Origin of the sequence: Kribbella sp. NPDC051718, from assembly GCF_040681515.1 — a bacterium.
GTDB lineage: Bacteria > Actinomycetota > Actinomycetes > Propionibacteriales > Kribbellaceae > Kribbella.
This window is the reverse complement of sequence record NZ_JBFAYZ010000002.1, coordinates 89,700-111,516: the sequence shown is the minus strand read 5'-3', so window position 1 is coordinate 111,516 and position 21,817 is coordinate 89,700. Positions and strand designations below refer to the sequence as shown.

Below are 21,817 nucleotides of genomic sequence, written 5' to 3'. Positions count from 1 at the left end.
TGTTTGCACCTGACCTCCGAGCCGTACAGTTTCAGCCGTGACCGAACCTGTGATCCTGGCCGACGTCGTCCGCAGCGGTTTCGTCGAGGGACATCACCGCGGCTCCGTCGTGGTGACCGCGCCCGACGGCTCCGTCGAGTGGTCGGCCGGCGTGATCGACGAGCCGATGTTCCCGCGCTCGTCCAACAAGCCGATGCAGGCGCTCGGCATGCTCCGCAACGGTCTGGAGCTCGACGGCGAGCTACTCGCGCTGGCCGGCGCTTCCCACTCGGGCGAGTCGTTCCACCTGGCCGGCGTACGCCGGATCCTCGCGGGTGCCGGCCTCGACGAGTCGGCCCTGCGCACACCTCCGGCGTACCCGATCGACGACCAGGCCCGCGACGAGTGGGTCCGCGCCGGTCACGGCCTCGACCGGATCACCATGAACTGCTCCGGCAAGCACGCCGCGATGCTCGCCACCTGCGTGGTCAACGACTGGCCGTTGCACGACGACGCAGCAGCTGACGGCGCGGTCTGGGGCCCGAACGACTACCGCTCCCCGAACCACCCCCTCCAGCAGGCGATCCGTACCGCCGTCGAGGACTCGGCCGGCGAGAAGGTCTCCTACGTAGCCGTCGACGGTTGCGGCGCCCCCATCCTCGCCATCACCCTCTCCGGCCTCGCCCGCTCCTTCGGCCTCTTCGCCGCAGCCGCGCCCGACACCCTTGAGGGCAAGGTCGCCAACGCCTTCCGCGCCTACCCCGAGTACGCCAGCGGGAGTAGGCGCGACGAGTCCGCCCTCATGCACGCCATCCCCGGCCTGTTCTGCAAGGCCGGCGCCGAGAGCGTCTACGCAGTAGGCCTCGCCGACGGCCGCGGCCTGGCCGTGAAGATCGACGACGGTACTCCGCGCGCCCGCGCCGTAGTGATGGCCGCGACCCTGCAGAAACTCGGCGTCGACCACGAAGAGATCGCCAAGCAGACCCGCTCCCCGCTCTACGGCGGCGGCATCGAGGTCGGCGCGGTGCAACCGCACCCCAAGGCCTTCGCCTGATCGTCCGCTACCCGGTGTAGTGAGCGGCCTCACGTCGAGTCTGCTTGCAATTGCAAGCACCCTGCTAGCACTATGGACGTATGGCCAGGTTGAGTGATCGTGCAGCGGGTGCTGTGGGTTCGGTGGGGGAGTACCTCGCCGAGCAGCGCCGGCACGCGCAGTTGTCGTTGCGGCAGCTGTCCGACCTGGCCGGGGTGTCCAACCCGTACCTGAGTCAGATCGAGCGTGGGCTGCGCAAGCCGTCCGCGGATGTCCTGCAGCAGTTGGCGAAAGCCCTGCGGATCTCGGCCGAGACGCTGTACGTCCGGGCCGGCATCCTCGATCCGGACGAGAGCGAGGGCGGCACCCGGCGGACGGCGGGAGTGGTCGACGCCGTCCTGCTCGACGAGGCGCTGAACGAGCGGCAGAAGCGTGTGCTGCTCGACGTGTACGCCTCGTTCGTCCGTGAGAACACGACCGATGGCTCCGACGAGCCCATACCGGCCAAAAAGACCCCTGCAACAAAACGTACGACCCCGCTGAAGAAAAACACCTCACGAGGAGATGCCTGATGGCAACCCGTACCCCCGTCACCCCGCTGTACGCGATCGCCGGCGCCGGCGACCTGGCCGTGGAGAAGTTCCGCGCGGTCAGCGAAGACGTCACCACCCGGTTCGCGAAGCTGGACCAGAAGACCCTGCAGTCGTCCCTGCAGACCGAGCTGACCAAGCGTCAGGCCGAGCTGAGCAAGCGCCTCGAGGTGCTCGCCGCCGAGGCCAAGACGGTGCCGGCCAAGCTGCGCGAGCTGCCGTCGGTCGCCCAGGCCGGGCTGACCACCGTGCTCGGCCAGGCCGAGGAGACCTACGAGGACCTCGCCGGTCGTGGCAAGGACCTGGTCACCCGGATCCGCAGCCAGAAGGCCACCGAGGACCTGGCCGCCCAGGCGAAGACCACGGTGAGCAAGGCCAAGGCCACCCGCACCACCGTCAAGAAGACCGCCGACACGGCCACCCGCAACGTCAAGGCGACCGCGACCAGCGCCCGCAAGACGGCCGCGAAGGCCACCAAGGCTGCCGAGGCGGCCGCCGAGAAGGTCGGCGACTGAGAGTAGTCCTGCGGCTCTGCGTAGTACGGGTGGTCCTGATCCGGGTTCGATGGATCGTGGGCCACCCGTGCCTACGTTAGGCTCGTTGCATGCTCGCACTCGCCACGTTCCAGAACCTGTTCCCAGGGTTCGCTGATCCCATCAGCGTGATCTGGTGGGTCGTGCTCGGTCTGAAGCTGGTGGCCCTGCTCGACGCCGCGTTCCGGCCACGGGCGGTGTTCGTCGCCGCCGACAAGCTGACCAAGCCCGGCTGGGTGCTGATCCTGTCGGCGTTCACGCTCTCGCAGATCTTCCAGGGCGGCTGGCTGAGCTTCTTCGGGCTGATCGGCATCGTCGCCGCCGGCGTCTACCTGGTGGACGCCCGTCCCGCCCTGCGGGCAGCCTCCGGCCGGGGTCGCGGCGGCTGGGGAATCCGCCGCCGTCGAGGTCCCCGCCCGCTCTAGTACTTACGAGCGGTAGACGATCACCTTGTCGCCGACGTGCACCTGGTCGAAGAGGACCTTGATCTTGGCCAGATCGCGGACGTTGACGCAGCCGTGCGACGCGCCGTCGTACCCGCGGGCGGCGAAGTCCGACGAGTAGTGGACGGCCTGGCCGCCGCTGAAGAACATCGCGAACGGCATCTTCGAGTCGTACAGCTTCGAGACGTGGTTGCGGCTCTTCCAGCCGACCGTGAAGCCGCCTTCGCGGGTCGCCGTCTTCTGCGCGCCGAACCGCACGTCCAGCTGCATCTTCACGACGCCGTTCACCACGTACCGGAGTTTGCGGGTGGTCTTGTCGATGCAGAGCGCGACGCCGGTCGCGCAGCGCTGGTCGAGCTTCTTGCCACCCACGACCGGGGCCGGCGGGAAGAGCTCGGCCTGGGTGGGCTCGTGGGTCGCGGCGGTCAGCTGGGTCCAGGTGTTCTGGTCGGCATACCCGAGCGGGGGAATCCCCTTGGATTTCTGGAACTTCTTCACCGCTGACCGGGTCATCGTGCCGAAGTCGTTGTCCATCCACTGCGGGTCGAGCAACTTGAGCTGCACCAGCCGCGCCTCGACCTTCCGCACCGAGGCACCACTGGACCCGTTGCTCCACAAGGCCTTCGGGTAGATCGGCAGTTCCCCACTGACCTCGAACGGCACCGTCTTGACGTCAGCGGTCCGGCTCTGCTGCCCCGGCGCCGCCGACGCGCTGATGGCCGTCCCACCGATCGCGACGACGACAACAGCCGCCAGCACGTTACGAACAACCAGAGCATCACGAGTCCAGCGCATCGGAACCCCTCGAGTAGATCTGTCCCAACACTCCTGAGACGCCCACACACCTCACATGGTTGGCACCCAAGCCTAAGGTATTCCATGGAAATCGACCTCTCGACCGCCGACATCACCACCGTCGCGACCGGCGCGATCGTGAACGCTGCCCACCACGCCCTGCGCGGCGGCGGAGGCGTCGACGGCGCCATCCATCGCGCCGGCGGCCCGTCGATCCTGGCCGACTGCATCAAGCGCTACCCGCACGGCGTACCGACCGGCGAGGCGGGCTGGACGACGGCGGGGAACCTTCCCGCGCAGTACGTGATCCACGTGGTCGGCCCGAATTACACCGCTGGGCAACAGGATCCGGGGCTGCTCGAGTCCTGCTACCGCAATGCGCTGCGGTTGGCGGACGAGCTGGGAGTCGACGAGCTGACGGCTCCCGCGGTGTCGGCGGGGATCTACGGGTGGCCGAAGGAGTCGGCGGCCGAGATCGCCGTACGGACGCTGCAGGAGGCTGAGACCAGCGTTGCGCGGGTGACGTTCTGCTTGGTGGAACCCCGTTTGTACAAGGCGTTCTCGAAGGCACTGGGATAACGCGAAGCGGCCGGCTCTCCCGCGAGGGAGCCGGCCGCTTGGAGTGCTGGGTGTGGATCAGGCGTTGTAGACGAAGACCTTGTCGCCGATCTTGACCTTGCTGAAGATGAAGTCGATCTTCTTGCGGTCGCGCATGTTCACGCAGCCGTGCGAGGCGCCGTTGTAGCCGCGGGCCTTGAAGTCCGACGAGTAGTGCACCGCCTGGCCGCCGCTGAAGAACATCGCGTCGGGCATCGGCGAGTGGTAGATCGAGGAGACGTGGTTCTTCGACTTGCGGTAGACCTTGAAGGATCCGTTGCGCGTCGGGGTCTTGGCCGCACCGAAGCGGGCGTCGCCCTCGGCGATCAGCTTGCCGTTGACGATGAACATCACCTTGCGGGTCTTCTTGTTGATGCACAGGTAACGCCCGGTCATACACACCTTGGCAATGTGCCGTCGGCCCGGTACCAGAACCGTCTTCTTCGCCGTGGTCTTCGTGGCGACAGCGGCCTTGGTGGCCACCACGGTCTTGGCGGCAGGAGCAGCCTCGGCCGTCGTCGCGGCGGTGAGAACGCCTACTCCCAGCATCGCGACCGCCGTGGTGGTGGCGCCGAGCTTACGCAGAATGCCCATGGTCCTTTTCCTTCCCCCAACTTGACTTGCTTCCGATATGTCAGACGCCGCAGCCCGCCACCTGGTTCATAACGATCCGGAATTTTCCCCCGTCGGATCGGGAAACCAGGTGAACGGGCTACTTGAGTGGCTGGTGCTCTCAGGCCTTGTTCTTGCGGCCGAGCTTCGCGCGCTCGATCTGAGTCAGCGCGAGTTTACGGATCCGGATGGCATCCGGGGTGACTTCGACACACTCGTCCTCGCGGCAGAATTCCAGCGACTGCTCCAGCGACAGCTTGCGCGCCGGTACCAGCTTCTCGAACTCGTCCGCGTTCGACCGGACGTTGGTCATCTTCTTCTCACGGGTGATGTTCACGTCCATGTCGTCGGCGCGCGAGTTCTCGCCGACCACCATGCCCTCGTACACATCGGTACCGGGCTCGCAGAACATCGTGCCGCGCTCCTGCAGGTTCACCATCGCGTACGACGTGGTGACGCCGGTACGGTCCGAGACCAGCGAGCCCGACGGGCGGGTACGCAGCTCGCCGAACCACAGCTCGTAACCCTCGAACACGTGGTGCGCGATACCGGTACCGCGGGTGTCGGTGAGGAACTCGGTCCGGAAGCCGATCAGGCCACGTGCCGGGACCAGGAACTCCATCCGGACCCAGCCGGTGCCGTGGTTGGTCATCTGCTCCATCCGGCCCTTGCGGACCGCGAGCAGCTGGGTGACGGTACCGAGGTACTCCTCGGGGCAGTCGATGGTCAGTCGCTCGACCGGCTCGTGCCGCTTGCCGTCGATCTCCTTGGTGACCACCTGCGGCTTGCCGACGGTCAGCTCGTAGCCCTCGCGGCGCATCTGCTCGACCAGGATGGCCAGCGCCAGCTCACCACGGCCCTGCACCTCCCAGGTGTCCGGACGCTCGGTCGGCAGCACCTTGATCGACACGTTGCCGATCAGTTCGCGGTCGAGCCGGTCCTTGACCAGTCGCGCGGTGACCTTGGTGCCCTTGACCCGGCCGGCCAGCGGCGAGCTGTTGGTACCGATGGTCATCGAGATGGCCGGCTCGTCCACGGTGATGAACGGCAGGGCCTTCGGGTTCTCCGGGTCGGCCAGGGTGTCGCCGATCATGATCTCCGGGATACCGGCGATCGCGACGATGTCACCGGGGCCGGCCGAGTCGCCGGGAACGCGCTCGAGCGCCTCGGTGATCAGCAGTTCGGTGATCTTGACCTTCTGGATGCTGCCGTCGTGCTTGCACCAGGCGACCTGCGAGCCCTTCTTCAGGGTGCCTTCGTGCACCCGGACCAGGGCGAGCCGGCCGAGGAACGGCGAGGCGTCGAGGTTGGTGACGTGCGCCTGCAGCGGCGCGCCCTCGGTGTACTCCGGGGCCGGGACGTTCGCCAGGATGGTCTCGAACAGCGGCTCGAGGTCCTCCGAATCCGGCATCCCGCCGTCGGCCGGCTGGGTCAGCGAGGCGCGACCGGCGCGGGCCGAGGCGTAGACGACCGGGAAGTCCAGCGCGGACTGGTCGGCGTCGTGGTCCAGCAGGTCGAGGAACAGCTCGTACGTCTCGTCGACGACCTCGGAGATCCGGGCGTCCGGCCGGTCCACCTTGTTCACCACGAGGATCACCGGCATGTTGCGGGCCAGGGCCTTGCGCAGCACGAACCGGGTCTGCGGCAGCGGGCCCTCGGAGGCGTCCACCAGGAGCACGATCGCGTCGACCATCGACAGGCCGCGCTCGACCTCACCACCGAAGTCGGCGTGGCCGGGGGTGTCGATGATGTTCAGCGTCATCTGCTCGCCGTTGGCCATCTTGTGCCGGACGGCGGTGTTCTTGGCGAGGATCGTGATGCCCTTCTCACGCTCCAGGTCGCCGGAGTCCATCGCTCGCTCGTCGACGTGCTGGTGGGCTCCGAAGGCACCGGACTGCCACAGCATCGCGTCGACCAGGGTGGTCTTCCCGTGGTCGACGTGGGCCACGATGGCCACGTTGCGCAGATCATTACGGAGGGGCATGCGGAAGCGCTCCAAGCAAGTCGGATTGAGGTCAGGCGGTGGCTACGGCAAGTCCTACGTGCCACTGGAGACGCAGTGCGCAGCCATCTCATCCTACCCGTCACCGGGGGTGGCGCCGAATCCAGTTGAGCCTTTGACATTCGTTCGCTGTACGTACAGTCTATGTATGGGCGCCTGGGGAGGGGTCCAACCTCGGGGGTCGAGTGACCGTGGGGGGTGTACTCGGCCTCCGAGGGCTCTGATCAGGAAGAAGTGCCGTGCCGCGATCGGCCAGTACCAACCGTGAGCTGCGCGAGAAGTCGCGCGAGCGCATCCTGTCCGCTGCCCTCGAGGTGTTCGCCGAGAAGGGTTATGAGGCCGCGTCGATCTCCGACGTCACGCAGCGTGCCGAAGTCTCCCGCGGGCTGGTCACCTATTACTTCGCCACCAAGCAACAGCTGGCCGCCGAACTGCTCGACCGCTGGCTCGACGGCATCGGCGCGATCCTCACTCTCACCGGTACTGCGAACGAGCGGCTGGCCGGCATCATCGACGGCACCCTGATGGCGGCGGCATCGACGCTGGAGATCCAGCGGCTGGCGATCTCACTGATGATGCAGCCCACCACCCACGACGTCTTCGCCGAGGTCGAGGCGGCCAAGGCCGACCGGGTGGTGGAGATCGAGGACGCGATCCGCTCGATCTTCGCCGACCGCGGCGCCGCTGATCCTGCGGTCGAGGAAATGTTGCTCAGGGCAACATTGGAAGGCGTGACGGTGAAGCTGGCGATCTACCCGGAGACTTTTCCGGTGGAGGCTGTCCGGCGGCGGCTGTACGCGGGGTATGGACTGCCGGTCCCGGACAGTCCATTGCCAATCGCTTCACCTCAGGTGGATCGCCTACGGGCTAAGTAACGCGGTGCACCTTGTGTTGCGCCGCTTGGGCGCGGGGGCGGACGGTCAGGCGGTCGATGTTGACGTGCTTCGGGCGGGTGGCGATCCAGGCGACGATGTCGGCGATGTCGTCGGCCAGCAAGGGTTCCGCGACTCCGGCGTACACGGCGTCGGCCTTGGCTTGGTCGCCTTCGAAGCGGGTCAGGGCGAAGCCTTCACTCTTGACCATGCCGGGGGCGATCTCGCAGACGCGGACGGGCTGGTCCCACAGTTCGAGGCGGAGGGTGTCGACGACCGCCTTGGCCGCATGCTTGGCGGCTACGTAGCCACCGCCGCCTTCGTAGGCGACCTGGCCGGCAGTCGAGCCCATCACGATGATCTGGCCCTCGGCGGCGATCAATGCTGGGAGCAACGACTTGGTGACGGCGGCGACGCCGATCACGTTCACCTCGAACATCTGCCGCCACGCTTCCAGATCGGCCTCGGCGACCGGTTCGAAGCCGAAGGCGCCGCCCGCGTTGTTCAGCAGCAGGTCCACCTGGTCGCCGACCGCCGCGGCCAGGGCGGCGACATCAGTGGCCGAAGTCACGTCGCACTGCACCGCGCGACCGTCGATCTCCTTGGCCAGCGCCTCGATCCGGTCCAGCCGGCGGGCGGCGCAAACCACCTCGAATCCCTCGCGGGCGAGATACCGGGCCGAGGCGGCCCCGATCCCACTACTGGCTCCGGTGACGACGGCGACAGGACGGCTGGAAGTCATACCCTCAGTCTTCCACCAGCCCGGATCGAGCTCTGAGCGGCGTCTCACGCCCGCCGCTTCCGTCAGGCGGAAGGGCGCTTGCTGGCGCAAGGGTTTGGCGGTGCACTGACGCAAATCGGTCCGGGAGGCAGTTGGAGCGATCGGCGGTACGCCGCCGCCGTGGTGGGAGATCGATGGAGAGGTCGCAGTCGAGGAGCTCAGTGCGGCGGCCTGGCGGACGACCGGCGACCAAGGTCGAACGCCTGGCCTCCGGGCACTCACCGTTCCTGTCGCGCCCCGGGGAACTGGCCGCGATCATCGCCCAAGGCGCCCGATAGGGAGAAGTCCCGATTTCCTCGGAGAGCCCCGGAGTTACCCTGACGAGGTGACCCAACCTTCGGCAGACCGTCCTCTCCGGCGGGTCGCGATGATCAGCCTGCACACCTCACCGCTGGACCAGCCCGGGATCGGGGATGCCGGCGGGATGAACGTCTATGTCGTCGAGCTGTCCAAGCGACTGGCCACGTTCGGGATCGAGGTCGACGTCTTCACCCGCGCGACCTCGTCCGCACTGCCCGCGAAGGTCGAGCTGATGCCCGGCGTGACCGTGCGGAACGTGGCCGCGGGTCCATACGAGGGCCTGTCGAAGAACGAGCTGCCCGCGCAGCTGTGCACGTTCGCCCGCGCCGTACTGCGGGCCGAGGCGATCCGCGAACCCGGGTACTACGACGTCATCCACTCCCACTACTGGCTGTCGGGTCAGGCCGGCCTGCTCGCCCGCGACCGCTGGGCCGTGCCGCTCATCCACACCATGCACACGATGGCCAAGGTCAAGAACGCTAGCCTGGCCGAGGACGACGTACCGGAGCCGCCCGCCCGCCTCCTGGGTGAGGAGCAGGTCGTCGAGGCCGCCGACCGCTTGCTGGCCAACACCGACGACGAGGCCCACGAACTCATCAGCCTGTACGGCGCTCAGCCGGCGAAGGTCGGGGTGGTCAACCCCGGCGTCGACCTGGACGTGTTCAGCCCGGGCGACCAGTTCGTGGCGCGCAAGGGGCTCGGGTTGCGCCCGGACGCGATCGTGCTCGCGTTCGTCGGCCGGATCCAGCCGTTGAAGGCGCCGGACATCCTGATCCGGGCTGCGGCCAGGATGCTCGAGAAGGACCCGTCGTTGCGGGACCGGCTGGTGGTCGCGATCATCGGCGGCCCGTCCGGCAACGGGATGGAACACCCCGAGTCGCATGCTCAGCTCGCCCGTGAGCTGGGGGTTTACGACGTCACCTGGTTCGTGAAGCCGATGGCTCGCGCGGCCCTGGCCGAGTGGTACCGGGCGGCGTCGGTCGTCTGCGTACCGTCGTACTCGGAATCCTTCGGCCTGGTCGCGCTCGAAGCCCAGGCCTGCGGTACGCCGGTGGTCGCCGCGGCCGTCGGTGGGCTGACGACCGCGGTCGCGAACGGGGTGACCGGGCTGCTCGTCCCCGGGCACGACATCGGTGACTTCGCCGACGCGCTGCACCGGATCGCGACGGATCCGCCGCTGCGCGAGACGATGAGCCGCGCGGCGGTCAGGCATGCCGGTGGGTTCGGCTGGGAACTGACCGCGGAGAAGACGCTCGCGGCGTACCGGACGGCGCAGCAGACGATGGCGGCCGAGCTGGCCCAGGAGGTCGATCGATGAGGGTGTCCGCGGCGGACGTGATCCGCCAGGTGCTGGACGAGAACGAGCTCGACTACACCGAGGCCGAGCCGGGGGTGTTCAGCGCGGACCTGCCCGGCGAGCGCAAGCTGAAGACGACGGTGCAGCTGACGGTCGGCGGCCAGGCGGTCCAGGTGCACGCGTTCGTCGCGCGCCGCCCGGACGAGAACCACGAGGCCGTCTACCGGTGGATGCTGGAGCGCAACCTCAAGATGTACGGCGTCGCCTTCGCGGTCGACCATCTCGGCGACATCCACCTGGACGGCCGGGTTCCGCTGCACGCGATCACCCCGGTCGAGGTGGACCGGTTGCTGGGAGCGGTCCTGGAGTACGCCGACTCGTCGTTCAACACGATCCTCGAGCTGGGTTTCGGCTCGTCCATTCGCAAGGAATACGAATGGCGGGTCAAGCGCGGTGAATCCACCCGGAATCTGGACGCGTTCATGGGCTGGCTGGAGCCTCGCTAGTCTGAGGGCATGACATACCGCCTGATCCTGCTGCGCCACGGCCACAGCGACTGGAACGCCAAGAACCTGTTCACCGGCTGGGTCGACGTCGACCTGAACGAGCAGGGGGTGGAGGAAGCCCACCGCGGCGGCCAGTTGCTGCTGGAGCGCGAGTTGCTGCCGGACGTACTGCACACCTCGGTCCTGCGGCGCGCCATCCGGACGGCGAACATCGCCCTCGAGGAGGCCGGCCGGCAGTGGATCGACGTCCGCCGGTCCTGGCGGCTGAACGAGCGCCACTACGGCGGCCTGCAGGGCAAGGACAAGAAGCAGACCCTGGAGGAGCTCGGCGAGGAGCAGTTCATGCTGTTCCGCCGCTCCTACGACACCCCGCCGCCGGCGATCGAGCGCGGCTCGGAGTTCGACCAGGCCGGCGACCCGCGGTACGCCGGACTGCCGTCCGAGTTGCTGCCGGCAACGGAGTGCCTGAAGGACGTCGTCGAGCGGATGCTGCCGTACTGGTACGACGCGATCGTGCCGGACCTGCGGGCCGGCAAGACCGTCCTGGTCACCGCCCACGGCAACTCGCTACGCGCCCTGGTCAAGCACCTCGACAACCTGGACGAGAAGACGATCGTCGGGCTGAACATCCCGACCGGCGTCCCGCTGTACTACGAGCTGGACGACGACTTCAACCCGCTCAAGCCGGGCGGCGAGTACCTCGACCCCGAGGCCGCCGCGGCCGCGATCGAAGCGGTCAAGAACCAAGGTCGCTAAGGAACTTGTCCGACGAGCCCGGAGACTTCGGCCAGCTGCTGCGGCGGCACCGTCGCGCCGCCGGGCTGACACAGGCTGCACTGGCCGAGGCCGCCGGGCTGAGCGAGCAGGCGATCGGGCTGCTCGAGCGGGGAGTGCGGCGGCGGCCGTACCGGGCGACCGTGCTGGCGCTGGCCGATGTGCTGCAGCTCGGCCCGGAAGACACCAGCGCGCTGGTGGTCGCGGCCCACGGACCCGCCGAGACTGTCGCCTCGGATGGCGCGCCGCGGCAACTACCTCCCGACACCCTGGACTTCGTCGGCAGGGCCGAGGAACTCGGGCTGATTGCCCAAGCCCTGAAGAAATCGGCCGCCGTCGTGGTCCTGCACGGTCTCGCCGGAGTCGGGAAGACCACCTTGGCGGTTCATGCGGCGCATCTGGCCGCCGGGGACTTTCCGGATGGTCAGCTCTACATCGACCTGCAGGGGTACGGACCGGGCAGCCCGCTGACCGCGTCGGCCGCGCTGCGGGTGCTGCTCGTCAGTCTTGGGATGCGGGAGCAGGCGGTGCCGGTCGACGTCGACGCCGCGTCCAAGCTGTACCGCGCCCAGCTGGCCGGCCGCAGAATGCTCGTCGTCCTCGACAACGCCTCCGATCCCGAGCTACTGGACCTGTTGTTGCCCGAGGCACCCCGATGCGTCGCGCTGGTGACCGGTCGCCGCGCGCTGGGGATCGGTACCTCCCTTGAGGTGACGCCGCTCGACGATGTCGACAGCCTGGCCATGCTGGGCAGCATCATCGGGTCGAAGCGGGTGGGAGCCGAGGTCGAGGCGGCCCGGACGATCGTTCGGACCTCGCACGGGTTGCCGTTGATCGTTCGGCTGGTCGGGGCCCGGCTCGATCAGCGGTTGAACTGGGAGCTGGCGCAGTTGGCGCGGCAGATCGGGGATGCCGGGCGAGGGATCGATCACTTGGGGGTGACTGCGGCGGTACAGGCGACCGTGACGAGTTCTCTCGAGCATTTGCTGGGTTCTCCGGACAGTACGGGTCCGCAGGCGGCGGCAGCGTTCGACTTCCTCGGGCTGATCGATACCGCGGAGCTTTCGCAGGCGGCGGTCGGTGCGCTGCTCGACTTGCCGGCCGCGAAGACCGAGGCCGTGATGGCGCACCTGGTCGACTTGCATCTGGTCGGATCGCCGCAGCCAGGCGGCTATCGACTGCACGACCTGCTCCGCGCGGTGGCCGGCGAGCGGGCTGCCCGAAACCTCAGCGCCGACGAACGACGACTGGCCGTGCTCCGGGTGGCGGAGCTCTACACCTTGGCCGCCTGGCGCTGTCACAAGCTGACCCACAAGACAGGGGACCGGATCAAGCTCACCAAGCTGCCGGTCGGCGAGCCTTCGGTGGACAGCCTGCCCGCGCGGCTGGCCTGGCTGGATGCGGAACGCGCGTCGATCGTGGCGCTGATCAGGCAGCTCGGCGCGCTGGGTGGTGGGTTCGCCGACCCGCTCATCGAACTCGGTTACTCGCTCTTCGGGTACTTCGACGCGCGGGCCCGCTGGCCGGAGATGCGCGAGGTCGCGATCATCGCCCGCGCAGCCGCCCGTACCGCCGCGGACCAGGCCTATTTCGAGTACTACGGCGGTATCGCGGACTGGGAACAGGACCGGTTCGAGGCCGCGCTCACCCGTTTCACCGCCGGCCTGTCGATCGCCGAGCAGGGTTCCGACACGCGAGGCGTGGTCAGATGCGCTTTCGCCGTCGCCCGTACGTTCGAGCACCTCGGCCGGCTGGAAGAGGCGATCCCCTTCGCGGAGCGGGCCATCGAGGCCAGCCGGGAGTCCGGCTACGAGTACGGCCTGGGCTCCGGCCTGCTCGCGCTGGGAGCACTCCACGCGCGAGTCGGCCGGGTCGCCGAGGCCGAGTCCTGCTTCGAGCAGTCGATCGGATTCGCCCTGGCAGACGACGACCTCCGAGCAGCCGCCCGCCGCGAGGGCACCGCCGGCGACACCTACGCAGACACGGGAAACCACGAGTTGGCGATCGCCCATTTCCGCGCGTCTCTGAACCTCTACGTCACCGCCCCCGGCCCCGCCTGCAACACCTTCGTCCACCGCCGCCTGGGCACCAGCCTCCTGGCCCGCGGCGAACTGGAATCCGCCGCCGAAGCTTTCGACGCCGCGCTGGCCCTGGCCCGCGAAGGAGCGAACAAATCCGAGGAAGCAAAGGTCCTGGCCGACCTCGCAGACCTGCAACTTGCCCGCGGTCAGTCTTCGGCAGCCGTCGAGTCGCTGAATATCGCCGCCGACCTGTTCGACGAACTCGGCCGGCCGGAGTCCGCCGGAATCCGCGCCAGGCTTGCCACTCTGACACAAAAGTAGCCCTCGGCAACCAAATGGTTGCCGAGGGCTACTTTGTGGTTCTGGTTGCTCAGTTGCCGTTCGGGCTCGGGGTGGAGGCGCCGGCGCCGGAGCCGGCGGCGGTGCCGCCGATCGCGACGGGGAGCTCGCCCGTGACCAGGTAGACGACCCGGCGGGCCATCGAGACTGCGTGGTCGGCGATGCGCTCGTAGTACCGGCCGAGCAGGGCGATGTCGACCGCGACCTCGACGCCGTGCGGCCAGGAGTCGTCCATCATCAGCCGGAACTGGCTGGTGCGCAGCTTGTCCATCTCGTCGTCGGCGGACTCCAGCGCGGTGGCGGCCTGGACGTCGCGGGTCTTGATCACGTCACCGGCGGCGTCGACCATCTGGCCGGCCACGGTGCTCATGTCCTCGATCACCTTGTGCAGCTCGGCCGGGATGGCCGGCGAGGGGTAGCGCAGCCGGGCGATCTTGGAGACGTGCGCGGCCAGGTCGCCCATCCGCTCCAGGTCGGCGACCATCCGCAGCGCGGCGACCAGCATCCGCAGCTCGTTGGCGACCGGGGCCTGCCGGGCCATCAGCTCGAAGACCTTCTCCTCGACGCCTTCGCCGGCCGCGTCCAGCTGGATGTCGGCGGCAATCACTTCCTCGGCCTGCCGGATGTCGGCGGTGAGCAGCGCCGTGGTGGAGCGGCGTACGGCGGTCGACACCGTCCGGGTCATCCGTTCGAGCTCGGCGAGGATGTCGTCGAGCTGCTCGTGATAGGTGTCGCGCATCGTGTCTGCATCCGATCTGTGGTGTCCGGTACTGCGGTGGGCGGATCCGCGGGCACGGTTCAGTACCCGCCCACCGTGGAAGGTATGCCAGCCAGGTTGCCGGGTGGCGACGAGTGGTGAACGCCCGATGAACAGTTGAGTCGCGTTCCGGTCATCGGGTGCTCATTCGGTCTTTCCCTCCTCGTTGCCCGCGTAGCATCGGTTCCGTGGACCCCACGCTGGCTGCGGTGCTGGGCGGCGTCATCGGCGCGGCCCTGGCTCTGCTTTCGCTCGGTGCGCTGGTGCTGAGCGAGCGATCCCAGACCAAGGTTCCGGTCTCCCCGGACCCGATCGTGCCCAACGGCGTCGCCACCGTCTTGTCCGTCCTCCGCTCCTCCGCGGTCGTGATGGGCCCCGAGGACCAGGTGCTCCAGGCGAGCGCCCCGGCCCACGTACTCGGCATCGTACGAGGCGAGCGGCTCGTCGTGGACGACCTGCTGCTGATGGTCCGGGCGGTCCGCCGCGACGGCGAGATCCGCCAGCAGGACCTGGAGATCGTCCGCGGCCGGCTCGGCGCCACCCAGTACGTGAGCGCGCGGGTCGCCCCGCTGGGCAGTCAGCTGGTGCTGGTACTGGTCGAGGACCGGACCCGGGAGCGCCGGCTGGACGCGATCCGGCGCGACTTCACCGTCAACGTCAGCCACGAGCTGAAGACCCCGATCGGGGCGATCATCCTGCTCGCCGACGCAGTCGCCGAGGCCTCCGACGATCCCGAGGCCGTCCAGCGGTTCTCCGGCCGGATGCGGATCGAGGCCGCCCGGCTGAGCCGGCTGGTCAAGGAGATCATCGAACTGTCCCGGCTGCAGGGCGACGACCCGCTGGAACACCCGACGCCGGTCGACATCAACGCCGTGATCGAAGCCGCGGTCGACCGCTGCCGGGTCGACGCCGAGGACCGCGACATCAACCTGGTGGTGAAGACCGACCCCGCCCTCGAGGTGATGGGCAGCGAGGACCAGCTGGCGATCGCGATCGGCAACCTGGTCGAGAACGCCGTCAACTACAGCCCCGACGGAACCCGGGTGGCGGTCGCCGCCCACCCGATCGGGGACCTGGTGGAGATCACCGTCAGCGACCAGGGCGTCGGGATCCCGAGCAGTGACCTGGAACGCATCTTCGAGCGGTTCTACCGGGTCGACCGGGCCCGCAGCCGCGAGACCGGTGGTACCGGACTCGGCCTGTCCATCGTCAAGCACATCGCCTCGATCCACGGTGGCGACGTGCGAGTCTGGAGCGTCGAGGGCCAGGGCTCCACCTTCACCGTCCGACTCCCGCTGCGGCTCGATCCCGCTACCGGGCAACCGACGGACCCCTCCATCCAGGAGGAGTTCGAGCTACCCCCGACGCCGACCTCGTCGGAGAAAACCAAGGAGGCAGCTTCGTGACCCGAGTGCTGGTCGTCGAAGACGAAGAGAGCTACAGCGACGCGTTGTCGTACGTTCTGCGCAAGGAAGGGTTCGAGGTCGCCGTGGCCGAGACCGGACCGGACGCGCTGGACGAGTACGACCGGGCCGGCGCCGACATCGTCCTGCTGGACCTGATGCTGCCCGGCCTGTCCGGTACCGAGGTCTGCCGCGCGCTCCGTAGCCGCGGCAACGTCCCGGTGATCATCGTGTCCGCCAAGGACACCGAGGTCGACAAGGTCGTCGGCCTCGAACTGGGCGCCGACGACTACGTCACCAAGCCCTACAGCCCGCGCGAGCTACTGGCCCGCATCCGAGCCGTCCTGCGCCGCGGCCAGGACGTCGAGCTGCTCCCGGACACCCTGGAGGCGGGCCCGGTCCGGATGGACGTCGAACGCCACGTGGTGACGGTCGCCGGCACCGAGATCCGCCTTCCCCTGAAGGAGTTCGAACTCCTCGAGATGCTGCTCCGCAACACCGGCCGGGTCCTCACCCGAGGCCAACTGATCGACCGCATCTGGGGCGCCGACTACGTAGGCGACACCAAAACCCTGGACGTCCACGTGAAGCGCCTCCGCTCCAAGCTGGAGAAGGACCCGTCCAACCCGTCCCACCTGGTCACGGTACGAGGCCTGGGCTACAAGTTCGAGGCGTGACTGCGACGTAGGAGCCCCACGCGCCCGCCGTGTCCGCTCCTGCGTTGCGAGCTCGCCTGCCGACCTGGCTGGGGGCGACTTTGTGCTCCACCTGAGCAAATCAGCTGGCTGGATCTGCTCAGACGAAGCACAAAGTCGGTGGTGGAGGTGTTTGCGGCCCGGCAGACTGGGTGGCATGTCAGAGCATCTCGGGGATCGCGAGGCCGTCGAGCACATCATCGGCCGTCCGCTGGCCCAGGAATGGCCGCCAGGTGCGCTGCCGGCGGGGATCCGCGTCACCGTGGTCCAGGACGAGAACTGGGCCGGTCCATGGCGGCAGGTCTTCACCGGGACCATCAGCGGTATGGCTGCCCCCGAACCCGTCGACCACCCGATGGCCCACGACGGCGAACTGGCCTACTGGGTCGACTTCGACGAGCCTCAGCACGACACCTCCGACGACGGCCCGTACCGGAAAGCCCAGATCTGGGCTCGCTACCTCCGCGCTGACCAGGGCGTCCTGCCCGACCTCTAGGAGAGGTCTAGACGCGCGAAACCCGGCTCACCAACCGTCCGGATGGCTGCCGGGTTCACTTTCGAGGGGCTAGCGCCCCTGACGGTTACGACATTACAGCCTGGGTGATGTGGCTGCGGCGAGCCCCGGGATGCAGGTGACCTACTGCAAAATTCATCACCAGCGGTGACTTCTGCAGTAGTTGGAGCTCCAGGAGCATGCGGCAGCGTCTCATCGAGTCGTAAGCCGGCCAGCCATGCCTAGCGGCTACCTGCTGTTGCGTGGAGAGCGGTCAATCACCTGCGGACGCGTGGGAGCCCGCCAACCACCTGAGGTCGGGCAACGGGCTCGCGGCGGAGGTGGTCATTTCGCGCGACGCAGGAGCGGAGGTGGAGGGGGCGTGGGCGTAGTACAGGGTTCTTAGCTTAGGCTGTCCTAAGTTTCCAGCCCTAAGGAGAAGTGCTCATGTTCTGGTCCCGTTCCGGTGCGTTGGCGGTTGCCGCGCTTGTTGCGTCCAGCGCGTTGGTTGCGTGTGGGAGTGATGATGACAAAGGCCAGGCGCCCGTGGCGGCGGCCTCGGCCGGGTTTCCGGTGACTTTGAAGAACACGTTCGGGGAGACGACGATCACGAAGAAGCCGGAGCGGATCGTCACGCTCGGGTGGAACGCGCAGGATGTCGTGTACGCGCTCGGTGAGACGCCGGTCGGGATGCCGAAGGTCACCTATGGGCCGACGTCGGCCGGGACGACCGCCTGGGATGCGGACAGGTTCGACCCGGCGAAGACGACGCTGTTCGACACCACGGACAGTATTCCGTTCGAGAAGGTGGCGGCGCTGCGGCCGGACGTGATCCTGGCGCCGTACGAGGGGTTCGACAAGGCGACGTACACGAAGCTGTCGGAGATCGCGCCGACGGTCGCGTACCCGGGTGCGCCGTGGCAGACCACCTGGCAGGACCAGACGACCATCATCGGCAAGGCGCTCGGCAAGTCGGCCGAGGCGGACAAGCTGGTCGCCGGGATCTCGGAGCTGACCGCGAAGGCGGCTGCGGAACACCCCGAGTTCAAGGGGAAGACGATCTCGATCCTGTCGTACGGCGCGGAGAACTATGCCTACATGCCGGGTGATCCGCGAGTACAGATCATGAATGAGATGGGCTTCGTCAACGCACCGGGCATCGAGAAGCTCGAGCAGACGAACAGCAAGAAGGAGTTCGCCCTCACCGTCAGCAAGGAGAAGCTCAACGACCTCGACGCGGATGTCGTCGTCGGCTACATCGACGGGCAGACGCCGGAGAAGTTCGCGGCCGACAAGGTCTACGCGTCACTGCCCGCGTACAAGAAGGGCAGTACCTACCTGATGACCGATCAGCAGGTCATCTCCGGGATGAGCGCGGTCAGCGTGCTGAGCGTGCCCTGGGTGCTCGACAAGATCCTTCCGGGTCTCGCCAAGGCAGCCCAGGCCAGCTCTTAAGGACTGTGAACGGCTGATCAGCCGTGTGATTCGGCGTCCGGTCGCGGCGACGGGGAGTAGTGGTCCGTCGTCAGCACCGGTACCGACGTGGTGAGCGGGCCGGCCTCGGCGAAGGTGATCGTCACCTTCAGCATCTGGCCCGGCTTGCCGCCGGTGACGGTGACGGGCGTTCCACCCGCGGGCGGGATCGTGTAGGACTGGCCGGCCTTGAGGTCGGTCGCCTTGAGGCCGGTGAACGTCACGGATCCGGTCTGCTCGGTGCTGGTGTTCTGGGCGTCGGCGGCGGCCGAGGTGATGCTGACCAGCTTGTCGTCCGACTGGCCCGTGTTCACGAAGGCGCCGTGCAGTTCGCCCTTGCCGTCCTCGGAGGCGAGGATCAGCAGGTTACGGACGGCGATCCCGCCGGACTGTCCGTTGGCGCCTTCGGCGGCCTGGTACGGCTTGGAGGTCTGGGCGTCGAAGCTGGCGCCACATGCCGCGACCGTGACGCTCAGAGCGACGGTGGCTCCGGCCAGCGCGGTACGCCGAACGGCCTGCGAGGACAACGTGATGGGCACTGGTGTTCCCTCTCCTACAACCCGGGTGGATGCCGCCGGCAAAAGCCTCCGGCGGAGCACAGCGTAGCGAGCAGGGCGGGTGCACCCGACGGCGACCACCCCTTTCGGTGATGTCCTGGGCAACCACCCTCGCGCGTGTGAGGCACGCCGGACAGCGTTTGTCAAGGCAGGAAATGGCCTCTGACCAGCGCAAACGCCAGAACCGGACCAGCGACCGCGTGGTAGGATAGGAGCCGGAAAGGGGCACGTGACATATGACTTTCAACGTCGGCGAAACGGTTGTTTACCCCAACCACGGTGCGGCCGTTATCGAGGACATCGAGACCCGTAAGATCAAAGGTGAGGACAAGACCTATCTGGTCTTGAGGATCGTCGCTCAGAACGACCTGGTCGTCCGGGTCCCCGCGTGCAACCTCGATCTTGTCGGCGTGCGTGACGTCGTGGATCAGGCCGGCTTGGAGCGCGTCTTCGACGTGCTGCGGGCGCCGCACACGGAGGAGCCGACCAACTGGTCGCGACGTTACAAGGCGAACCTGGAGAAGCTGCACTCCGGTGACGTGATGAAGGTGGCAGAGGTCGTCCGCGACCTGTGGCGCCGTGAGCGTGACCGCGGTCTCTCCGCCGGTGAGAAGCGGATGCTGGCGAAGGCTCGCCAGATTCTGGTCTCCGAGCTGGCCCTGGCCGAACACACCAATGAGGACAAGGCGGAAGCCATCCTCGACGAGGTCCTCGCCTCCTGACCTACTGGTCAGCAGTGGAGTCGGGGTTGCGCGGCTGAACTGTCCGGCATGATGTGGTCGTGAGTACAGCGGCGATCATTCCGGCGGCCGGTCTCGGGCTCAGGCTCGGTGGTGAGGCACCAAAGGCATTGCGAGAGGTCGGTGGCGAATCGCTGCTGGTCCACGCCATTCGTGGACTGCGGGCAGCGACCGCCGCCGACCTCGCCTGCTTTGTGGTCGCCGTTCCGCCGGGGACGGAGGACGACGTCCGCAAACTACTCGCCCCGTACTCCGGTCCGGTGGCGCTGCGGATCGTTGCCGGCGGCGCCGAACGGACCGATTCCGTCCGGCTGGCCTTGGAGTTGGTACCCGAGGACGGCATCGACTGCGTGCTAGTCCACGACGCCGCGAGGCCGTTCGTACCGGCTGAGGTGATTGAGCGGGTCGTTGCCGCGGTCCGCGCCGGCGCCCCCGCGGTGATCCCGGTCGTACCGGTGACCGACACGATCAAACGAGTCGACGCTACTGGTCTGGTGGTCGACACGCCCGACCGGTCGACGCTGGTCGCAGTACAGACCCCGCAGGGGTTCGAGCCTGCTTTGTTGCGTCGGGCCCATAGTGGCGACGCCGCCGGCGCGACCGACGACGCGATGCTGTGCGAGCGTCTCGGCGTACCGGTACAGACGGTCGAGGGATCCCAGGATGCGTTCAAGGTGACCCGGCCGCGCGACCTGATCCTGGCCGAATCCATCCTGGCTGAAAGGCGTACCTCGTGAAGCTGCCGCGCGTCGGCACCGGCGTCGATGTTCACCCGATCGAGGAAGGCCGCCCGATGTGGCTGGCCGGCCTGCACTGGCCGGAGGAGACCGCCGGACCGTCGGGACACTCCGACGGCGACGTCGCCGCGCACGCTGCCTGCGACGCTTTGTTGTCCGCGGCAAGGCTCGGCGACCTCGGCTCCAACTTCGGTACTTCGGAACCGCAATGGGCCGGCGCCTCGGGTGCGGCCCTCCTCGGCGAGGCCGCCCGACGGGTCAGGGCAGCCGGCTTCGAAATCGGCAACATCTCCGTCCAGGTGATCTGCAACCGCCCGCGCTTCGCTGCTCGTCGCGAAGAAGCCGAGAAGGCCCTCAGCGCCGCCTGCGACGCCGAGGTCTCCGTCTCCGCCACAACCACCGACGGCCTCGGGCTGACAGGGCGCGGCGAAGGCATCGCCGCCATCGCCACAGCGCTGGTCTACTGACCAGAGCCGGGCCACCGGTCTACCGGCCGGAGTCAGCGCGGCCCGGATCCAAGGGATCCGGTGAGAAGCGGGCGGCCCGCGGGGCGAGTTCGTTGCCCTGGGGCTCCGTGAGGATGCCGTAGAGCTCAGGACGCCGTCCCCGCATCCAGCGGCGGCCGGTGGACAGGGGCACCAGATCGAGATCCAGGTCGGCCAGTACTACGGCCTCGACCGGCGCCGGCGTCTCGGCGATGATCCGCCCGTACGGGTCGATCACCATCGCGTTGCCGGTCCGCAGCTCGTCGTCATCGCGCCCGACCCCGTTGCTGAACAGCACGAACAGCCCGTTGTCGTGCGCCCGGGCCGGCAACCACCGCAGCAGCCATTCACGGCCGTCGGGCCCGTTGAACGCCTTCTCCACCGCCGCGGGATCGGCCAGCCGGTTCTCCCAGACCTGTAGCGGGATCGGCTTCATCCCGTGCGGACTGACCGAGTTCGTCCCACCGGTCTGATGCGGCGCCAGCAGGATGGTTGCTCCGAGCAACGCCGTGGCGCGGACGTTCTCGACCAGGTTGTTGTCCCAGCAGATCAGCACGCCCATCCGGAGCTGCCAGGGCGTGTCGAAGACGGTGAACCGCGACCCGCTGGAGATCGCCTCGTGTTCGAACGCATGCAGCTTCCGGTGCACCTGGGTGGTCCCGTCCGGCAGGCAGACGGCGTACGAATTGAAGAGCGCGCCGTCGTCCACCTCGAGCCAGCCGACGCCGAGTCCGGCGCCCAGCGCGACGGCCAACTGCTGGATCCGGCTGACGGAAGGTCCCGAAACCGGCTCGGCAAGCTCGTACAAGCGCTCGGCGGTGTGCCGTCGGAGGTGCCAGTAGCCGAGCAGACACATCTCCGGGAAGACGACCAGCCGGGCACCGTCGGCGACCGCCTGGCGGGCGAGGCGGGTGATGGTTTCGAGGTTGCGGTCCGGGCGGTCGGGGACGGCCTCGAACTGGACGACAGCGCTGCGGAAGGTGCTCACAGGACCCAGGAAAGC

The 21,817-nt window shown here is 68.0% G+C and carries 24 protein-coding genes; 17 read left to right on the top strand and 7 right to left on the bottom strand.

The features are described 5' to 3' along the window. Positions 1-37: 37 nt before the first annotated feature. The 4 genes from AB0M15_RS07010 to AB0M15_RS06995 all read left to right on the top strand — a co-directional run bounded on the left by AB0M15_RS07010 (position 38) and on the right by AB0M15_RS06995 (position 2,560). Positions 38-1,033: an asparaginase gene (locus AB0M15_RS07010; RefSeq protein ID WP_363814821.1), complete on the top strand. Its 996-nt coding sequence runs from the start codon at positions 38-40 to the stop codon at positions 1,031-1,033. 80 nt (positions 1,034-1,113) lie between these two features. Then, the gene (locus AB0M15_RS07005; RefSeq protein WP_363814820.1) at positions 1,114-1,584 is read left to right on the top strand and encodes a helix-turn-helix transcriptional regulator; all 471 of its coding nucleotides are present in this window, start codon (positions 1,114-1,116) and stop codon (positions 1,582-1,584) included. Continuing rightward, positions 1,584-2,117 carry a hypothetical protein gene (locus AB0M15_RS07000; RefSeq protein WP_343969800.1) on the top strand — a complete coding sequence of 178 codons (534 nt, stop codon included), beginning with the start codon at positions 1,584-1,586 and terminating at the stop codon, positions 2,115-2,117. Before AB0M15_RS07005 ends, AB0M15_RS07000 begins: the two co-directional genes overlap by 1 nt. 89 nt (positions 2,118-2,206) lie before the next feature. Beyond that, positions 2,207-2,560 carry a DUF2516 family protein gene (locus AB0M15_RS06995; RefSeq protein ID WP_343969797.1) on the top strand — a complete coding sequence of 118 codons (354 nt, stop codon included), beginning with the start codon at positions 2,207-2,209 and terminating at the stop codon, positions 2,558-2,560. Positions 2,561-2,563: 3 nt separating this feature from the next. Here AB0M15_RS06995 and AB0M15_RS06990 read toward each other — a convergent pair whose 3' ends face one another. Beyond that, positions 2,564-3,373, bottom strand: a complete 810-nt coding sequence (locus AB0M15_RS06990) for a L,D-transpeptidase family protein (RefSeq protein WP_363814817.1) — start codon at positions 3,371-3,373, stop codon at positions 2,564-2,566. 84 nt (positions 3,374-3,457) lie between these two features. Between AB0M15_RS06990 and AB0M15_RS06985 the strand changes: the two genes are divergently transcribed. Continuing rightward, entirely contained in the window at positions 3,458-3,952 is a 495-nt protein-coding gene (locus AB0M15_RS06985) for an O-acetyl-ADP-ribose deacetylase (protein WP_363814815.1), read from the top strand. Positions 3,953-4,009: 57 nt separating this feature from the next. Here the strand turns inward: AB0M15_RS06985 and AB0M15_RS06980 are convergent, their stop codons facing one another. Both AB0M15_RS06980 and typA read right to left on the bottom strand, forming a co-directional pair. Continuing rightward, a complete protein-coding gene (locus tag AB0M15_RS06980) occupies positions 4,010-4,564 on the bottom strand; it encodes a L,D-transpeptidase (protein ID WP_363814813.1) in 555 nt (184 codons plus the stop codon). A 139-nt stretch (positions 4,565-4,703) separates the two neighbouring features. Further along, a complete protein-coding gene (typA, locus tag AB0M15_RS06975; RefSeq protein ID WP_363814811.1) occupies positions 4,704-6,566 on the bottom strand; it encodes a translational GTPase TypA in 1,863 nt (620 codons plus the stop codon). 257 nt (positions 6,567-6,823) lie between these two features. Between typA and AB0M15_RS06970 the strand changes: the two genes are divergently transcribed. Next, a complete protein-coding gene (locus tag AB0M15_RS06970; RefSeq protein WP_363814809.1) occupies positions 6,824-7,459 on the top strand; it encodes a helix-turn-helix domain-containing protein in 636 nt (211 codons plus the stop codon). On the opposite strand, the gene AB0M15_RS06965 is transcribed toward AB0M15_RS06970, so the two are convergent. Then, entirely contained in the window at positions 7,452-8,198 is a 747-nt protein-coding gene (locus tag AB0M15_RS06965) for an SDR family NAD(P)-dependent oxidoreductase (protein ID WP_363814807.1), read from the bottom strand. The two genes, AB0M15_RS06970 and AB0M15_RS06965, sit on opposite strands and share 8 nt — an antisense overlap. A gap of 364 nt (positions 8,199-8,562) precedes the next feature. On the opposite strand from AB0M15_RS06965, the gene mshA reads away from it, so the two are divergent. Genes mshA through AB0M15_RS06945 form a run of 4 tightly spaced genes read left to right on the top strand, consistent with a single transcriptional unit; the run spans position 8,563 to position 13,456 of the window. After that, positions 8,563-9,855, top strand: a complete 1,293-nt coding sequence (gene mshA, locus AB0M15_RS06960; protein ID WP_363814804.1) for a D-inositol-3-phosphate glycosyltransferase — start codon at positions 8,563-8,565, stop codon at positions 9,853-9,855. Next, complete coding sequence (locus AB0M15_RS06955; protein ID WP_363814802.1) at positions 9,852-10,340, top strand: YbjN domain-containing protein; 489 nt, start codon at positions 9,852-9,854, stop codon at positions 10,338-10,340. The genes mshA and AB0M15_RS06955 overlap by 4 nt, the downstream gene beginning before the upstream one ends. 9 nt (positions 10,341-10,349) lie before the next feature. Next, on the top strand, positions 10,350-11,096 hold the full coding sequence (locus AB0M15_RS06950) for a phosphoglyceromutase (RefSeq protein ID WP_363814800.1): 747 nt from the start codon (positions 10,350-10,352) through the stop codon (positions 11,094-11,096). Positions 11,097-11,101: 5 nt separating this feature from the next. After that, the gene (locus tag AB0M15_RS06945; protein ID WP_363814798.1) at positions 11,102-13,456 is read left to right on the top strand and encodes a helix-turn-helix domain-containing protein; all 2,355 of its coding nucleotides are present in this window, start codon (positions 11,102-11,104) and stop codon (positions 13,454-13,456) included. A 49-nt stretch (positions 13,457-13,505) separates the two neighbouring features. Here AB0M15_RS06945 and phoU read toward each other — a convergent pair whose 3' ends face one another. Beyond that, positions 13,506-14,213, bottom strand: a complete 708-nt coding sequence (phoU, locus tag AB0M15_RS06940; RefSeq protein ID WP_363814796.1) for a phosphate signaling complex protein PhoU — start codon at positions 14,211-14,213, stop codon at positions 13,506-13,508. 206 nt (positions 14,214-14,419) lie between these two features. Between phoU and AB0M15_RS06935 the strand changes: the two genes are divergently transcribed. The 4 genes from AB0M15_RS06935 to AB0M15_RS06920 all read left to right on the top strand — a co-directional run bounded on the left by AB0M15_RS06935 (position 14,420) and on the right by AB0M15_RS06920 (position 18,277). Beyond that, on the top strand, positions 14,420-15,637 hold the full coding sequence (locus tag AB0M15_RS06935; RefSeq protein WP_363814794.1) for an ATP-binding protein: 1,218 nt from the start codon (positions 14,420-14,422) through the stop codon (positions 15,635-15,637). Then, a complete protein-coding gene (locus AB0M15_RS06930; protein WP_343969754.1) occupies positions 15,634-16,311 on the top strand; it encodes a response regulator transcription factor in 678 nt (225 codons plus the stop codon). Before AB0M15_RS06935 ends, AB0M15_RS06930 begins: the two co-directional genes overlap by 4 nt. Before the next feature lie 175 nt (positions 16,312-16,486). Further along, complete coding sequence (locus AB0M15_RS06925) at positions 16,487-16,825, top strand: hypothetical protein (protein ID WP_363814792.1); 339 nt, start codon at positions 16,487-16,489, stop codon at positions 16,823-16,825. Positions 16,826-17,269: 444 nt separating this feature from the next. Next, positions 17,270-18,277: an iron-siderophore ABC transporter substrate-binding protein gene (locus AB0M15_RS06920; RefSeq protein WP_363814790.1), complete on the top strand. Its 1,008-nt coding sequence runs from the start codon at positions 17,270-17,272 to the stop codon at positions 18,275-18,277. 17 nt (positions 18,278-18,294) lie between these two features. Here the strand turns inward: AB0M15_RS06920 and AB0M15_RS06915 are convergent, their stop codons facing one another. Further along, on the bottom strand, positions 18,295-18,834 hold the full coding sequence (locus AB0M15_RS06915) for a hypothetical protein (protein WP_363814788.1): 540 nt from the start codon (positions 18,832-18,834) through the stop codon (positions 18,295-18,297). 254 nt (positions 18,835-19,088) lie between these two features. Here AB0M15_RS06915 and AB0M15_RS06910 point away from each other — a divergent pair, with 254 nt between their 5' ends. The 3 genes from AB0M15_RS06910 to ispF are packed head-to-tail and all read left to right on the top strand — an operon-like array spanning position 19,089 to position 20,796. After that, positions 19,089-19,574, top strand: coding sequence for a CarD family transcriptional regulator (locus tag AB0M15_RS06910; protein ID WP_132176829.1), 486 nt, complete (start codon positions 19,089-19,091; stop codon positions 19,572-19,574). Between the two features lie 59 nt (positions 19,575-19,633). Continuing rightward, positions 19,634-20,329, top strand: a complete 696-nt coding sequence (gene ispD / locus AB0M15_RS06905) for a 2-C-methyl-D-erythritol 4-phosphate cytidylyltransferase (protein WP_363814786.1) — start codon at positions 19,634-19,636, stop codon at positions 20,327-20,329. Beyond that, complete coding sequence (ispF, locus tag AB0M15_RS06900) at positions 20,326-20,796, top strand: 2-C-methyl-D-erythritol 2,4-cyclodiphosphate synthase (RefSeq protein ID WP_363814784.1); 471 nt, start codon at positions 20,326-20,328, stop codon at positions 20,794-20,796. Before ispD ends, ispF begins: the two co-directional genes overlap by 4 nt. A 19-nt stretch (positions 20,797-20,815) precedes the next feature. Here the strand turns inward: ispF and AB0M15_RS06895 are convergent, their stop codons facing one another. After that, positions 20,816-21,802 (bottom strand): nitrilase family protein, encoded by a 987-nt coding sequence (locus AB0M15_RS06895; protein WP_363814782.1) that lies wholly within the window; start codon positions 21,800-21,802, stop codon positions 20,816-20,818. Positions 21,803-21,817: the final 15 nt, after the last annotated feature.